This window comes from Actinomycetospora rhizophila, assembly GCF_042657905.1.
GTDB lineage: Bacteria > Actinomycetota > Actinomycetes > Mycobacteriales > Pseudonocardiaceae > Actinomycetospora > Actinomycetospora rhizophila.
Genome location: NZ_JBHSKG010000005.1, coordinates 234,926 through 251,394, shown reverse-complemented (window position 1 = coordinate 251,394; position 16,469 = coordinate 234,926). Strand labels below are relative to the sequence as shown.

The 16,469-nt window shown below is 70.2% G+C and carries 8 protein-coding genes; 7 read left to right on the top strand and 1 reads right to left on the bottom strand.

All coding sequences use genetic code 11. The annotated features are described in order from the left end of the window. Positions 1–159 precede the first annotated feature (159 nt). The 4 genes from nhaA (at position 160) to ACFPK1_RS12570 (ending at position 3,540) form a co-directional block, all read left to right on the top strand. Complete coding sequence (gene nhaA, locus ACFPK1_RS12585; RefSeq protein WP_378021348.1) at positions 160–1,413, top strand: Na+/H+ antiporter NhaA; 1,254 nt, start codon at positions 160–162, stop codon at positions 1,411–1,413. Then, a complete protein-coding gene (locus ACFPK1_RS12580) occupies positions 1,389–1,901 on the top strand; it encodes a serine/threonine-protein kinase (protein ID WP_378021260.1) in 513 nt (170 codons plus the stop codon). The genes nhaA and ACFPK1_RS12580 overlap by 25 nt, the downstream gene beginning before the upstream one ends. Beyond that, positions 1,898–2,899 carry a Vgb family protein gene (locus ACFPK1_RS12575; RefSeq protein WP_378021259.1) on the top strand — a complete coding sequence of 334 codons (1,002 nt, stop codon included), beginning with the start codon at positions 1,898–1,900 and terminating at the stop codon, positions 2,897–2,899. The genes ACFPK1_RS12580 and ACFPK1_RS12575 overlap by 4 nt, the downstream gene beginning before the upstream one ends. A gap of 140 nt (positions 2,900–3,039) precedes the next feature. Then, positions 3,040–3,540, top strand: coding sequence for a hypothetical protein (locus ACFPK1_RS12570; RefSeq protein WP_378021258.1), 501 nt, complete (start codon positions 3,040–3,042; stop codon positions 3,538–3,540). 533 nt (positions 3,541–4,073) lie between these two features. Here the strand turns inward: ACFPK1_RS12570 and ACFPK1_RS12565 are convergent. After that, positions 4,074–5,936, bottom strand: coding sequence for a type 1 periplasmic-binding domain-containing protein (locus ACFPK1_RS12565; protein ID WP_378021257.1), 1,863 nt, complete (start codon positions 5,934–5,936; stop codon positions 4,074–4,076). A gap of 554 nt (positions 5,937–6,490) precedes the next feature. On the opposite strand from ACFPK1_RS12565, the gene ACFPK1_RS12560 reads away from it, so the two are divergent. From ACFPK1_RS12560 to ACFPK1_RS12550, 3 genes are all read left to right on the top strand, one after another. Next, positions 6,491–6,742, top strand: coding sequence for a hypothetical protein (locus ACFPK1_RS12560; RefSeq protein ID WP_378021256.1), 252 nt, complete (start codon positions 6,491–6,493; stop codon positions 6,740–6,742). A gap of 2,868 nt (positions 6,743–9,610) precedes the next feature. Continuing rightward, positions 9,611–11,989, top strand: coding sequence for a hypothetical protein (locus tag ACFPK1_RS33065; protein WP_465252222.1), 2,379 nt, complete (start codon positions 9,611–9,613; stop codon positions 11,987–11,989). A gap of 350 nt (positions 11,990–12,339) precedes the next feature. Beyond that, positions 12,340–16,419, top strand: coding sequence for an nSTAND1 domain-containing NTPase (locus tag ACFPK1_RS12550; protein WP_378021254.1), 4,080 nt, complete (start codon positions 12,340–12,342; stop codon positions 16,417–16,419). Positions 16,420–16,469 lie beyond the last annotated feature (50 nt).

Genomic DNA, 16,469 nt, shown 5'->3' with positions numbered 1-16,469 from the left:
GCCGACCGGGGTCAGCGGGGTCAGCGGGGTCATCGCCCCACCGGGCGCACCCGTACTGTGGGGAACGGTGTGCCGGGAAGTCTGGTCGGCGAGGTGTCCGCCTGCCCTCGACCCGCTCGGGAGACCCACACCGTGAACCGATCCCTCAATCCTCGCCGAATGCTGGCCCGGGGGTCACGCGTCGAGGTCGGCAGAATCGGGGAGATCCTCCGGAAGGAGACCGTCGGCGGCGGGCTGCTCGTCCTCGGGGCTCTTCTCGCCCTGGTCTGGGCGAACTCACCCTGGTCGGACGCCTACATCTCCCTCACGCAGATCACGGTGGGCCCGGCGGCCCTGCACCTCGACCTCGAACTGGCCACCTGGGCCGCCGACGGCCTACTGGCGATCTTCTTCTTCGTCGCGGGCCTAGAGCTCAAGCGCGAGTTCGTCGCCGGGGACCTGCGATCCCCGGCGCGCGCCGTGCTACCAGTCGCGGCCGCGTTCGGCGGCGTGATCGTGCCGGCCCTGCTCTTCACCGTGCTGAACACGGGCGACGGCGAGGCCCTCCAGGGATGGGCCATCCCCACCGCCACCGACATCGCCTTCGCACTGGCGGTACTGGCCATTATCGGTACCCACCTGCCAGCGGGGCTGCGGACCTTCCTGCTGACCCTGGCCGTGGTGGACGACCTCATCGCGATCACCATCATCGCCCTCTTCTACACCGACTCGCTCTCCACGCTGCCGCTGGTGCTGGCGCTGATTCCGCTGTGCCTGTTTACCGTCGCGGTGCAGCGCCGCGTCCGGTCGTGGTGGCTGCTGTTGCCCCTCGCCGCCGCGACCTGGGTACTGGTGCACGAGTCCGGGGTGCACGCCACCGTCGCGGGGGTGCTGCTCGGCTTCGCGGTGCCGGTCGTGCGCTCGCGAGCAGCCGGTGGCCCCGAGGCAGGCCCGGGGTTGGCCGAGCACTTCGAACACCGCTTCCGCCCGATCTCCACCGGTTTCGCGGTCCCGGTGTTCGCGTTCTTCGCCGCCGGGGTGTCCGTGGCCGGTGCAGGCGGTCTCGGCGCCACACTGGCCGACTCGGTGACTCTCGGCATCGTCGTGGGCCTGGTCGTCGGCAAGGTCGTCGGCGTGCTGTCCGCCACGTGGCTGGTGCAGCGGTTCACCCGTGCCGAGCTCGACGAGGGCCTGTCCTGGTGGGACGTGCTCGGGCTCGCCCTGCTCGCCGGCATCGGTTTCACGGTGTCGCTGCTGGTCGGCGAGCTCGCGTTCGGAGCCGGGACCGAACGCGACGAACACGTCAAGGTCGGCGTCCTGGCCGGGTCGCTGATCTCGGCGATCCTGGCGACCGCGGTGCTGCGCGTCCGCAATCGTGTCTATCGCCGGCTCTGTGACCAAGAACAGCGATGGCTCGCCGAGCCGGAGACCTGACCCCATCCTCTCCCGCCGCGGCCGTCTCCCAGCGCTGCGGCCACTGCAGCGGCCGCGACGACGGCGACGCCCGCCGTGGCCAGGACGCGCAGTTCGCCTGCACCGCGTTCGAGGCGCTCACGGGTACGCCGGCGTTCACGACGGCGTCGGTCCTCGACCGTCAGGCCGGGAAGACGCCCCAGGTCGGCGGCGATCTGCCCGGCACACTCGATCGGGTGTTCGCGGATGCCCTCGCGGTCGCCCCGGAGGAGCGCCCGTCCTCCGCGTCGGCGATCGTCGCTTCACTCGCGGCCGCCTACGGCGACACCTATCGCCCTCGAGCCGGCCCCGGGCTGCGCCGCCTGGTCGTCGCGAGCGGGGTCGCCGCCGCGGTGGCGGTGGCGGCAGCGGTGCTCACCGCAATGCTGACGACCGCCGATCCTGACCCCGCGGCTCCTGACCCCGTCAACGGTGTGGGCGGCGTGGTCGTCCTCGGGACGCTCGAGTGACCACGCTGATCGATCGCACACGCCGGCCGACTCGACGAGCCGCGGTGACTCTGGTGGCCCTCTTCACGTCGATCGCCGTGGTGGGATTCGCGATTACGGCCATCCTGATCGTCCGCAGCACCGGGGCATCGGCGGAGTCCGACCCGAACGTCGCGTGGGCCATCTCCGGCGTGCCCGTGCAGGTCGGGGCCGCGCCGGCCGACGTGGAAGCCGGTGGCGGCTTCATCTGGGTGTCCAACAGCGGGGACGGAACGCTCACGAGGATCGACCCGGTCTCGCGGGCCACCAGCACGGTCGTGGTCGGAGGGCAGCCCGGTCAGATCGTGGTCGGCGAGGGTGCGGTCTGGGTGCGCAACCTCGGCGACCGGATCACCCGCGTGGACCTCGCGTCCGGCGCGATCAGCCCACCGCTCGCCGCCGGCAGCGGTCCGATCAGCGGCATGGCGGTCGGGAACGGAGCCGTGTGGCTCAGCCACCGCGACGGCGGCGTCGTGACGCGCCTCGATGCCCACACCCTCAACGTCGCCGGTCCACCGATACGTGTCGGCGCCGCACCCGGCGTGATGGAGTTCGACGACGGCGCGGTCTTCGTGCTCGACGCCGGGGACGGCTCACTCAGCCGCATCGACGCGGCTACCGCCAACCGCACGGGAACCGCGTCGGTCGGCCGACAGACCGGCGGTCTCGAGGTCGACCGCGGCGACGTCTATGTGGCCGCAGACGGCGGCATCGTGCCCGTGGACGCTCGCTCCCTCACCCCCCGGCCACCATTGCCGCTCGAGGGCTTGTCGTACTTCGAGGTCCACGACGGGATCGTCTGGGTGCTCTACGACGAGGACGCACGCATCGAGCGCGTCGACGCGGCTACAGGCGCGCCCGTCGGTGAGCCCTTCCCGGCGCCGACCGCCGAGATCGGTCACGCGCGGTTCGCCTTTGACCACCTCTGGCTCACGGTGCCGGGACGGGACGAGGCACTGGTGGTCGGCGTCGCCCGATAGCTGCTCGCTGATGGAACTCACCGCGAGGTGAGAGAACCCTCACCTCCGGGCTCGGACCTTCCCTCCGCGCAGGTGATGGGGCGGCTCACGGCGGCCGAGCAGGCTCGTGGTCAGTTACCGACGACCACCAGGAGGCCCCGATGTTTACCACCGTCCGATCGCTCGCCCGTCGGGCCGCCGTCGTTCTTGGCCTCGCCGCCGCCGGGGTCGGCCTCGCGCTCTCCGGCACGGCGTCCGCCCAAAGCGACGTTCACGCCTACGCCCCGACCGCCGTCAACGGCTTCACGATGGTGACGGGTCACCAGTGGGCTATCGAGAACGAGTCCCGGCTCTCCCGCTCAGGCTTCCTCTTCAGCAGCGACGGAAGCTTCGCGATGATCCAGCCGGACGGTTACCCCCGCCTCGTCGGCACGTGGACACCGCAGGGGACCTTCCAGGGGACCTACTCGTCGTCGGTCGGCTCCACCGGCACCACGTCCGCCAGCGTCCAGGGCACAGTCCGTTTCCGTAACGACGGCACCGCGGCTGTAGGGCTCACCTACACGAGCGGCAGCGCGATGGCGGCACGGGTGAACGACACCAGCTTTGGCAGCAACGTGGGCAAGGCCTACCGGGCGACGCTGGAGCTGGGGCAAGTCTAGCCTTGATCCTCCGTCCTCTGAGGGCCTCGCCGACTCCGAGTCCGCGGGGCCCTCGTCCGTGAGCGCAGGACGGAGCTGGCCGGCGGTGCGTGACCGCTACGCGATCAAGATCAGGCAGAGCGCCCGCACTTGGTACCGCTTACGTCACACCAGCGTCGCGCTCGGCGGGTCACCGCCCATGATCGAAACCCGCAGGCACCTGCACTGACCAGCCCAAACGAGCACCGGACATCACCAGCGCCGCCGTGACTCTCGTCCACTGGGTTCGGGGTTCGAGTCCCTGACGGCGCACTCTTTCTGCTGGTCACAGCACTACGGAGCGATCTGTCAAGGTGACTCCCTCTGCTGTCGGGCACGCTCACTCCGGTCGGTCGCATACCCCAAGAGATCATCAGTGGGATGGTGTGACCTGCTGACCGTCAGCCCTCGAGGGGTACCGGCACATCCTGGTGGAGCGCGCGCAGACCGATCTGCCGGTCATTCGCTTCCGCGGAGGGGTGGATGTCGGGCAGCGCCGGCCACGGCCGCCGGGTTCAAGGCGTCCGCGCCCGCATCGCCGGACCCACCGGCTCGGTCGTGCGGGCAAGGATTGCGGCGAGCGCATGCCGAAACCCTTGGGGGTCGACGAGGCGGCCCGCGCCGTCGAAGCCGAGCAGCCGCACCCGGATGCCGTGACACCCCAGCGCGGCGGCCGTCCGCGCCTCGTCACCGTGGTAGCTGAGGAACACGCAATCCTGGAGCCGTCGCAGGCGACGCAGGGCGTCGATCTCCCAGATGAGGTTCCCGGAGAGGTGGGTGGCGTCGAACAGGACGACGTCGCTGGCGGCGATCATCCGCAGGACCGCAACGCGCCAGAGCTCGTCCGTGCAACGGACCGGGAACACCTTGCTCCGCGCGACCGCCCAGTTCAGATTGCGCCGACGGCGATGGGTCATCGTGAGCACGAAGTCGTCGAGGTCGGCCGGTGTGCGTAGGCGGCGCTGGCGGAACGACAGCATCGCGAGCTGACCGAGCACGACGGGGATCGCGATGTACCAACGCACGCTGATCGCGACGTCAGCCAGCGTGTAGGTGTGCCCGTACCCGGCGACTTCGCGGCGGACCAGCCCCCGCAGCGGGCGGGAGTGGTCGGGACGCCCGAAGGGGCGGAGGACCAGGATGCGTGCCGGAGCCCGCCACCCGATGATCAACGGTGCGGCGAGCACGGCGGTGACGCATCCGGGGAACACGAAGAACCAGAGGTACATCCACGGCAGGAAGAGCAAGAGGAGCACGATTCGAACGAGGGGATCCAGCCGGACGCCGAGCCCGACGCCCAGCCCGATCATCGCCGTCGCGGCCAGGAACACAGCGAGGACTGTCGCGACGAGGCGAAGCAGCCGGCCGAGGTTCAGGCGGGGCTTGGCTGCCGCGCGCCATCGGCTGATGCGGTCCTCGACCGGACTGCTCGGGAGTGGTCGGGGGTGAGCGGACGTGCGATGCGGGGGGGGGCGATCCACTGTGTGGTGGGCTCGCGAGCGGCTCCGAGCGGTGGTCTGCCAGCCCACCGTGAGGCGGGCTGGCCTCCGACGCGGGGCGGCGGCAGGCCGACGGTCGGGATGGTCGAAATCGGCGGGAGTCAGCCAGAACGAGCCGCCCAGCGAGCAGAGGACGAGCGCACCGAGGGCGCTCCCGAAGATCGCGAGGCCCCACGAATCGCCGAGCGGGGCCGCGGTCGTGAGTTGCACGGCCACGAACACAGCGGTGACGACGAAGGAGGCCTGGAAAACGATCCGGATCTTGCGTGCGGGCGTGATGCTGCTGGTGACGGAGAAGGGGATCCAGCTGGCGACGGGGAGCAGCACGAGGAGCCATCCGGCGCCCCGTCCGTGCCACCAGGACCGTCGGGCGCCGGCGGGTAGGACGGGCGGCCCCGGCCGCGGACTTCGGTAGTAGACCCAGCCGAGTGCCACGATCACCGCGACGGTCAGTACACCGAGCACCAGACCTCGTGCGGTGGTGACGACGGCTATGGATGGCCAGACACCGGCAGCCTTCAACACGGCAGGGTCCCGGACCCCGACGCCTGCCGCATCGATCACGCTGACGAGCTGGACGTTCCCGCTGCCGACACCGACGGTGTAGCACGCGGCGACCTGTCGACCAAGGACCTCTGCGGTGACCGCCACGTAGCGAAAGGGCACAGGAGGCCGGACCGGGAAGCACCGATCCACAGCAGGCGGGATCACCCGGGCGTCCTCGGCGACGACGGCCCCTGGCGACGGGTACGAGAGGGGTCCCCGGTCGGCGAAGTCCTTGCCGCTGTACAGCACGATCGCGGCGGCGGCAGCGCCGACGACGAGGGATGTGGCCAGCGCGATATACCACCGCGCACCCGGCTCGGTTCGTCCGACCATGTGCCCTCCCGGGGTACCGGCGCATGCCCGAACTCGGTATGACAGAGCGGTTGTCAAGCCGCAAGCCGCCAGCTGGCTCTCCGTTGAAGGAATGCGCTGATGTGCCCGTCCCAGCCTGACCGCCGACATGGATGACTTCCGAGCGCGGAAGGTAGTGATCTATGACGTTCCCTCGGCCGCCCGGAGTGGTTCTTGCCTGGCTGGGGCGGGCTCGGGGTGATCTTGGCTGGTGTGCCGGTGTGCTCGTACGCGTCAGGGAACTGCCAGTCCAGGCGGGCCCAGATGCGTTCGTAGTTTGTGCCAGCTTTCAATGTAGGCGAACAGCGTTCTCGGCCTGCTCCCGGGTGCGCCAGCTGGTGCCGTGATCAGCTCGGCCCTTGAGACTGGAGAAGTTCTCCATCAGTGCGCTATCGCGGGAATCACCGATCGGGCCCATCGCCGCGAGGATCCCGTGCTCTTCCAAGCGGGCTGAGAAACGGAACGACGTGTGGTTCGGCCCACGGTCGGAATGATGTCGGAGTTGGCCGTCGCGGACATCGCGGGGAGCAGACCGCGTGCTCGAGCGCCCCGAGAACGAGCTCGGCATCGTAGCGGTCGGAGGTCTTCCACCCGAGAATGCGTTGGAGAACACGTCACCCACCGTGGCCAGCCAGAACACGCCCTCGCCCCGGGGGATGCGTGTTGCATCGGCGACCCAAGAGCCGGTCCGGGACGGGCGCGGTGAAGTCGCGTGCGACCAGGTCACGGGCGGTGAGGCGCGCGGGGCATGCCTGGTCGAGGGCTTCCGCCATCGCCTGCGCAAGTAGGCGCCCTGCAGCCCGGCGGTGCTCATCAGGCGCTCGACCCGCTTGCGTGAGACGCGCCGGGCGCGGCCACGCAGGTCGGCATGGAAGCGCGGGGCCGGGAGGGCGAGGCCGTCGTCGGCGAGCGCGACTACATCAGCCGCGTCCGTCTCAGGTCGAGATGGTCAGCGACGACCGGTTCGCGTGCGACAGCACGTGTAGGCGTGGCCCGGTGAGTCGTGCTGTTCCGAGGTGAGCGGGGGAGCCTCGCCGAGGCTTGCAAGGACAGCAACGACGATCGCCGCGCGGTCGGCCGAGTGGTCATGACGCGGTCGAGAGGTCGAACAGCCGATCCGGCTTCGCGCCGTACGAGGTAGAGGCGACCAATTCGCCTCCCCCGCGATCAAGCGCTTCGGGAGGTGGACGAGGCCGCAGATCGCACCAGACCTGATGTGCCCATCGACGGTTCGCTCGCTCACGCCGATTGCAGCGCGGCTCCTACTCATGAGCCACCCTCGTGGCTCATGGGAACGGCATGGCTCAGCGCCGGGCTGACTCGCCTATTCGTGCGCCACGTCATCACGCTTCGTCACACTAATGGCGGTTTCCGAGCCCTATCGACCTGCTCACCCTGAGGCTTGGCTTTGCACGAGGCGCTCGCTCCGGCCGTGGAGTATGCCGTGACCAAAATGACAACCTCCCGACGGTTGCGGCGCGCCGACCCGCGACGGTCTGCCCGAGGATTAGCGGGAACCGCAGCCCTGGTTATCGGCCTCTCGCTCGGGGCGTGTTCTCCCGGCGAACAACCAGCCCAGCCGCCCGTTGTTCCGGCGTCAGGGGCCTCGGCCTCCAGGAGCGAGCCACTCCAGCCCGGACGCCCTGACTCTGGGTCGAGTGCACCCGCTAACCCTACGGGGCCCGGTCGTGACAGTGCGTCCGACGGCTCGGTCGGTCCCGGCGGCCCCGTCGGTCCCGGCGGCCCCGTCGGTCCCGGCGGCCCCGTCGGTCCGGGCGGCCCCGTCGGTCCGGGCGGCCCCGTCGGCCCCGTCGGTCCGAGCGGCCCGGTCGGTCCGGGTGGCCCGGTCGGTCCGAGCGGCCCGGTCGGTCCGGGTGGCCCGGTCGGCCCGGGTGGCCCGGGTGGCCCGGGTGGCCCGGTCGGTCCGGTCGGTCCGGTCGGTCCGGTCGGTCCGGTGGGTCCGGTCGGTCCGGTCGGTCCGGTCGGCCCGGGCGGCCCGGGCGGCCCGGGCGGCCCGGGCGGCCCGTATTCGCCCGTATCCTTTGAACACGACTACCCGTGGGCCTTCGAGAAGGCGTCCAATTCGGGGAGTTACGCGCAGGCCCTCATGAGTGTTCTTGACGAGGGGTGCGGGAACCCACCTGAGGAACATCAAGGAACGCAGGCAGAGTGCATAGAGGCAGCACTGGAATACTTCAGACGTGTCGATATCAGGCGCGCTGTTGGCGGCCCAGAAGATTGCGGGTGGAGAAAAGGCGATAACGGGCGTACTCACTTCGCGACATGTGTCGATAGCGATCTAACCTTGGCAAATCACGAGGAGAAAGACGAAATTGTCCAGGCGATCTTCAAGTGCTTCGACACCGCGGCGTGCCTGGATGATTACCGCAAGGACCCTGGGGATGCGCTCACCTACTCCGATTTCAGAGAGCGCTTTCTCTTGCCACATCAGATAACTTCCCCGGTTGCACCGCCCGGACCGGAGGAGCGTGCACTCTCACCGAACGCACTCAGCCCCGGCGGGGCCACCACTACTACGCCCACGACGACCCGCCGGACCACACCAACGCCGACGACCACAACAAGATCACGAACCCTGACCACGACAAAACCCCAAAGCACTACAGCCATACCTAGATCGCGAGCCACCACAACCACGACCGGGTCACGAACAACGACGCCCGCGACCGAATCACAACCGAGGAGCACGACCCCCCGGACCAGCACGGGGTAGAGCAACCGATCCGGTTCGGAAGTCACGAACGAAGGACCTACCTCCGTCACCATCCCGCGTCAGACGTGCAGTGGTTCGCCCCGGAATCGGTGGAGTCGGGTAGCTGGGGTTCTGGTCGCGTGACCCTGCGATGGGCAGGCGTGGCTTTCCGCCGAGTTTCGGCGCAAGGTGCTGGACTTGGTCGAGGCCGACCGCTTGGTCGTCGACGTCGCGCGGGATCTCGGGATCAGCGCGGAGTCGATCTAGACGTGGCGCCGGGAGGACCGCATCGACAAGGGGTTTGCAGCCGGGTCTGACCAGCGCGGACAAGGCCGATCTGACCGCGATCTTCGAGTACCTCGACAGTTGGCAGAACCGGCGCCGCCGCCACAGCGCCTGGGCTGGCGGTCGCCGGCAGAATGCGAGAACGAACAAGATCGTCTTGGCTCGGAGCTGCCAGCGCTCCGACTCCACGCAACCCGGACACTACACGGCCTCCTCCAGACCCGGCGCGCTCTACTCGCGGGGTCCGCCGCGCGTCAGGTCGCTCGGCGGGGCCGCTCCGTTGAGCTGGCCCAGCGGGTCGCCGGCGCGGGACGTGTCGACTGACGAACACCGTCCCACCATCGACTACCTCGCTCGGTCGGGTTACAGCAGTGGGCCCTCCCGTTCGCCCCTCGGTCATTTCCCGTTCTCGTGTCCGGGTGAAAGCGAGGTGCGCGCGGGTAGCAGAACGCACTCAGTCTCACTCCCCGCAGTCGGTCGGCTGCGTAGCGAAAAAGGCACTAGTCCATTACGGGGGACACGCTGGAGTTGTCGGTCCCGAAGGGGGACCCTTTGCCACCTAGCGTGATCCTGAGGTCCGCTGGTCAAAATGGGGCTGGTCGTGTCGCGTAAGGGCGGTGGGGCCCCGATGGCGAGATAGAACCATGGAGATCGGATCATGACGACCAACACCTATCGACGCAACGTCGACGGGCGCTTCGCTGTGACGACGTCGACCGGGATCATCACACCCGCAGAGGGCTGCCCCAAGTGCCGGACAAGGTCGGTCCGAATGCACTTGAATCCGCCCCAACGCATGACCGCCATACCCGAAATGCGGAGCTCGCACCGGCTGTCGTCGCCGAAATCAGCCAGGGGAATCGCTGCGCTGGCGGCTCTGGTCCTCAGTCTCTCGCTCGGAGCGTGTTCTTCCCGCGGACCGGCGCATCCGCCTGACGTCGCAGCACCAGGTCCTTTCGCCCCGGGCGGCGGGCCAGTGCCGCCCGGTAGCCCCCCCGGGGTTGGCTTGCCTCTCGGGCCCGGTGGCACCCCTGGGCTTGGTCTGCCCCTCGGGCCCGGTACTCCCCCCGGGGTCGCCTTACCACTCGGGCCCATTAGTGCGAACGCACTTGGCGGTCCCAGCGTTGTGGGCGTTCTCGGCGGACCCAGCGTCCTCGGTGCAGCGGGCGTTCTCGGTACGCCGGGTGCGTCCGAAGTGCCGGGCGTCGTCGGTACGTCGGGTGCCCTCGGTGTGGCGGGCGCCCTGGGTGCATCAGGCGGCCTCGGCGCAGCGGGAGCCGGCGAAGCGGGCGCCACCGGCGAAGCGGGCGCCACCGGCGAAGCGGGCGCCACCGGCGAAGCGGGCGCCACCGGCGGACCTGGTCTCACCGTAGGACCCGGCGCCCCCGGCGGAGGAACCGGCGGAGGAACCGGCGGAGGAACCGGCGGAGGAACCGGCGGAGGAACCGGCGGAGGAACCGGCGGAGGAACCGGCGGAGGAACCGGCGGAGGAACCAGTACCGGTGGACCTACGTTCTACCCCCGACCCAACACCGCGTTCTTCAATGCGGAAGGAAGCGATGGTTCGCTCGCCGAGGTGGTAGGACTCATTCTTACTGCTCCCAACCTACCGAACGGCGAAGACCCCCCGCCCGGCGAGGAAGGGGACTGCTTTACACAGCCAAAGTGCGTGCAAGGAGTCGCCGCGCTGTTCCTCTCTGCGGAGTTCATGCCCGCCCCGGACGGCGAGGTCGGCTGGGGCGGCTGGGTGGACAGTAGCGGGTGCGTGCACAACGACGACTTGTCGATCTTCCTGGACATGTCTCCCGTGCCTCCCGGGGCGCGGCCAATCTTCTACTACCACCCAACTCAGAGCGACAGCTTCACCGGAGAGGCAGGGAGTCCGCAGCGCGTCAACGCATTAGTGAGCTCGTTGAGCGCTAATGGCGCGTTTTCTTCGTTCGTCTTGGAAGACTTGGCCGACCAGGGAGCCAGCCCTGAGCAGCTGGTGAAAACCTTTTTCCAGGGACTGTCGCGACTGCGCGACGCGAAAGCCCCGTCTCAGCAGCGGTCGGAGATAGTAACTGCACCTCAGCCACTGTTGGCCGCGGGGACCACGCCTGAGCAGCTGCTAGCCGCGGGAGCCACCCCTCAGCAACTACTGGGAGCGGGAGACACACCACAGCAACTATTGGATGCGGGAGCCACACCTGAACAGCTGCTAGCCGCGGGAGCCACCCCTCAGCAACTACTGGGAGCGGGAGCCACCCCACGGCAACTATTGGATGCGGGAGCCACACCTGAGCAGCTGCTGGCCGCGGGAGCCACGCCTGAGCAGCTGCTGGCCGCGGGAGCCACGACAGAGCAGCTACTGGCCGCGGGAGCCACACCTCAGCAACTACTGGGAGCGGGAGCCACACCTCAGCAACTATTGGGAGCAGGAGCCACCCCAGAGCAACTGTTGGATGCGGGTATCACCCAACAGGCCCTAGTTGATGCGGGCGCTACAGGCACGAGCCGCGGCGATACCAGTAGCAGCACCAGCGAGAGCGGCAGCAGCTCCAGCGACAGCAACTCCAGCGACAGCAGCTCCAGCGACACCAGCGCCAGCGCCAGCGCCAGCGAGAGCAGCGCCAGCGACACCAGCTCCAGCGACACCAGCTCCAGCGACACCAGCGCCAGCGACACCAGCGCCAGCGCCAGCGACACCAGCGCCAGCGACACCAGCGCCAGCGACACCAGCGCCAGCGACACCAGCGCCAGCGACACCAGCGCCAGCTCCAGCAACTCCAGCGACAGCAGCACCAGCGACAGCAGCACCAGCGACAGCAGCACCAGCAGCTCCAGCGACAGCAGCACCAGCAGCTCCAGCAGCTCCAGCGACAGCAGCTCCAGCGACAGCAGCACCAGCAGCTCCAGCAGCTCCAGCAGCTCCAGCGACAGCAGCTCCAGCGACAGCAGCTCCAGCGACAGCAGCTCCAGCGACAGCAGCTCCAGCGACAGCAGCTCCAGCAGCGACACCAGCAGCGACACCAGCAGCGGCGGGTCCAGCGACTAGCTTGCTCGAGCCCGAGGTCTTGATTCTGTCTGCCGGAGAAAGGGCCGGTCCTCGCGCCGGCCACGCCGCATCTCGCGGACCGGGTGGACGTAGCGCCGCAGCCGCTTGATCCAGATCAGGCGGTTGCGGTGGCTCGCGCCTCACTCGTCGTGCAAATGACCAGCCATGCGCAAGCGGAAATAGTCTCTCGGCCAAGGAGACCTCGACGACCACCACCAACCAACGAGGGCCACCCGAACGAGCACGTCACCGACGGGCGCGCTCGTCCATCGGCTCACCCATAGGCTAGCCAGGACACCCACCCTTTCTGATCAGGGCAATGTCGCTTGTGGAATTGAGAGGACGGTCCCGTGGCGAGGGTGTTTGTCAGCCATGCGAGCGCGGACCGGGGACCCTCCGGACGGTTGCGTCGATGGCTGGTCGACGCAGGCCATGACGTTTTTCTCGACCGGGACCCGCAGGATGGCATCACACCGGGAGAGAAATGGGAGGAGCGTCTGTATGCGAGCTTGAGATGGGCGGACGTGGTGGTCTGTGTGGTGACCGAGGCCTACTGCCGATCTGCCTGGTGCACGGCCGAGGTGGTGATCGCCCGATCGCAGGGAGCGCGGCTGCTGCCGATGCTCGCCGAGCCGGGGGTGAGACATGAGTTGCTGCAGTCGTTGCAGAACCTCGATCTGACCAAGGACCAGGCCGCCGCTCGCGACCGGCTCGACGCCGTGCTGCGGGAGATCGACGTTGCGGGTGGGCGAGGTTGGCCCGACGACCTCTCGCCGTACCCCGGGCTGGACCCGTTCGACGCCGACCGGCATCGGGCGTTCTTCGGTCGTGAGGACGACGTCCGGACTCTGGTCTCCGCGTTGCGCACTCCGAGCGCACGCTCGGAGGCCGAGGTGCTGGTGGTGGTCGGGCCGTCGGGTTGCGGCAAGTCCTCCTTGGTCCGGGCGGGGCTCGTGCCCGCGGTCGCCAGTGAGCCGGATGCCTGGGCGCTGGCTCCGTGTCGTCCCGGTCGCGATCCGCTCGGCGCGGTCGTGCGGGAGCTGGCGATGACTGCCCGTTCCCTGGGCCGACCTGAGCGCTCCATCCCCGACCTACGACAGATGGTGCACACCGGGGGGCTCGCCGACGTCGTGGACGATCTGCTGCTGGCCGTGCCGGGAGGCCGCCGCGACCGCCTGCTCGTGGTCGTCGACCAGTTCGAGGAGCTGCTGACCCAGGCCGACGCGGCGGCGCGGGCCGACTTCGCCCGGGTGCTCCTGCCGGCGCTGGGTCGACCCCTTCAGGTGGTCGCCACCTTGCGCCCGGAGTTCCTCGATCGGCTGCTCTCGAGCGCCGAACTCGCCGATCTCCCGACGCGCGTTCACACCATCGCGCCGATGCGGCGCGAGGGTCTGGTGGCGGCGATCGTCAAGCCGGCCCAGCTCGCGGGCCTCGAGCTCGACGAGGGGTTGGTCGACCGTCTGGTGGCCGACACCGGCGGCGGCGACGCCCTGCCGCTGCTCGCCTACACGCTGGCCCAGCTCACCGAGGGCGCCGCACGGAACGGGATCTACCGGCACGCCCAGATCAGCCTCACCCGGTACGACCAGCTCGGCGGGGTGCGCGGAGCACTCGCGCAGCAGGCCGACCGAGCCTTGGCGGACGCCGAGAAGGCCGGGGGACGCGACCGCGACGCGGTCGTGCGTGAGCTCCTCGGCCTGGTGGTCGTCGACGAGCAGGGACGTCCCGTCCGATGGCGGGTGCCCTGGCACGAACTGTCCGTGCCGGCGGCCCGCGAGCTCGACGAGTTCGTCCGCCGACGCCTGCTGACGACACACTCCGAGCCCAGCAGCAGTGGTGCGGTCGTGGAGGTCGCGCACGAGGCGTTCCTGAGCGCGTGGCCTCCGCTGGCTGAGGCGATCGACCGTGAATCCACCGCGCTGCGCGCCCGACGGTTGGTCGAGCAGGCCGCGGGCGACTGGGCGGCACGCGGCGGCGGCACGGGTGGGCTGTGGGAAGGCGCGCAGCTCGCCGGCGTCGTGGCCGACCTCGGCGCTCGCCCCCATCGAACGCGGCCCGGGCACCGCATCGGCCTCGCCACCGATCAGATCCAACTGAGCCCGGGCGCGCGTGAGTTCCTGCTGACCAGCGTCATCCGTGACCGGCGTCGCCGCCATCGTGCCGTGGCCGTGCTCTCGATCCTGCTGCTCGTCGCGGTGGTCGCGGGCGTCGCCGCCCTCCTCCAAGCGCGATCGGCCACCTCCGCGCAACGGCAGGCCGTCGCCCGCCAACTGCTCACCCAAGCGGACGCCGCCCGTGCGACCGACACCCGCGCCGCCCTGCGCCTCGGCCTCGCCGCCGCCCAGATCGCGCCCGACCCCGCGGCGGACGCCAACCTCGTCGACACCCTGAGCCACACCCGTTACGCCCGCACCCTCCCCCACACCAGCGAGGTCACGACCACCGCGTACTCACCCGACGGATCGACGATGGTCACCGGCGGGATGGACGGCAGCGCGACCATCTGGGACCTCACCGACCCGAGTCGCCCCACTCAGATCGGAGCCATGCCGGTGCAGCGGGGCTACGTCTACGACATCACGTTCTCCCCCGACGGCCGCACGCTGGCCACCACCGGGTCTGACACCACCGTCGGCCTCTGGGACATCACCGACCGGGCCGCGCCTCGCCCGCTCGGCACGCCGTTGACCGGTCACAGCGCCGAGGCCCACGCGGTTGCGTTCTCCCCGGACGGACACACCCTGGCGTCGGTCGGCTTCGACGGCCGCCTCATCCTGCGTGACGTCACCGACCCCCGCCGCTCCACCACGACAGTTGAGGTCCCGACCGGGCACGCCGGCCACGTCTACGACGTCGCCTACGCCCCGGACGGACGCACCCTGGCCACCGCGGGCGCGGACGACACCGTGCGATTGTGGAACGTGACCGACCGGACGCACCCGTCCCCGCTCGGCGCGCCGCTGGCCGGAGCCTCCAACGCCGTCTGGTCCACGGCGTTCGCGCCCACCGGCGCCACCGTGTCGGCGGTCGACCAGTCCGGCGAGCTGGTCACCTGGTCCACGGACGGCTCCGGGCGCCTCGTCGGCGCGCCGGTCCGCGTGCACGCCGGGGCGGCCTACCAACTCGCGTTCTCCCCCGACGGCACGATGCTCGCCACCGCCGGCGCCGACCACGAAGTCGGGCTCTTCACCGCCACCGACCTGACCCGACCGATGCGCATCGGTGAGCCACTGCGCGCCCACGCCGACCAGGTGTACACCGTCGCCTTCGCCCCCCACGGTCGCTGGCTCACCTCGGCCGGGCCCGACCGCACCACTGTGCTCTGGGACCTCGCGGGGCCACCGCATCCCGTACTCCTGAGCACGCTGACCACCGGCGGTGCGGGCGCCGGCCGAGCGGTCGCGGTCACGCCCCCGGGCCGGCTGCTCGCCACCGGCGGGCAGGAGCCCGCCGTCCGACTCTGGGACCTCGCCGACGTGGCCCACCCCCGCCCCTCCGGGCCCCCGATCCCGATGCCGGCCGACGTCGGCAGCCTCGCCATCTCGCCCGACGGCCGGCTCCTCGCAGCGGGCACGAACGACGGGTCGGTGGCGCTGGTGGTGTTGGAGGGGTCCGGCATGCCCCGGATCGTCGGTACCGTGCCCGCGGTCGGTGGCGCCGTCAACGGCGTGGCGTTCGCCCCGGACGGGGCCAGGCTGGCCGTCGCCCGCGACGACCGCAGCGTCTCGTTGTGGAACATCGACGACCCGACCCGACCGGCGCCCGACGGTGGGCCGGTCGTCGTGCACACCGGGCCCGTGTACTCCGCCGCGTTCTCCGCCGACGGGCACACCCTGGTCACCGCCGGCGCGGAGGGCGCGGTGGTGGACTGGGACGTCTCCGGCCCGGGTGCGCCCCGACCGATCCCGCCGGGGCTCACCGCCGGCGGTCCCCCGGTGTTCTCCGTCGCCTTCGACCCGGACGGGACCCTGGCCAGCGGCGGGTGGGACGGCTCGGTCCTGGTGTGGGATCGATCGACGCCCGGTGCTCCTCGCCGGACACCGGCACCATCCACCGACGGCGGAGCCATCTACACCGTCGGGTTCGACGGCGACGGCGCGACCCTGGCCGCGGCCGGCTCCTCGGGCTCCATCACGCTGTGGGACGTGTCGGTCCCCGCAGCACCGCGGCCTCTGGGGCCGACGACCCCGACCGCCGGGTCACCGATCACAGCGCTGACCCTCCCGCACGATCGGCCCTGGCTCGTCGCAGCGGGCGCGGACGGGGTGGTGCGGCTCTGGGACGTCTCCGCACTCGACGACCTCCGCGCCCACCCCACAGCCCGAGCCTGCGCGATCGTCGCGCGGGGTGTCGATCCGAACGAGTGGGCGGCAGCCGTGCCGGACCTGGAATTCGAAGACACCTGTCCCGCGGCCGCGGAGCCCCGGTGACTCGGGTCATCCACGGGACCGTGCCGCGACCGGACGGCGTCGAGGGAGCG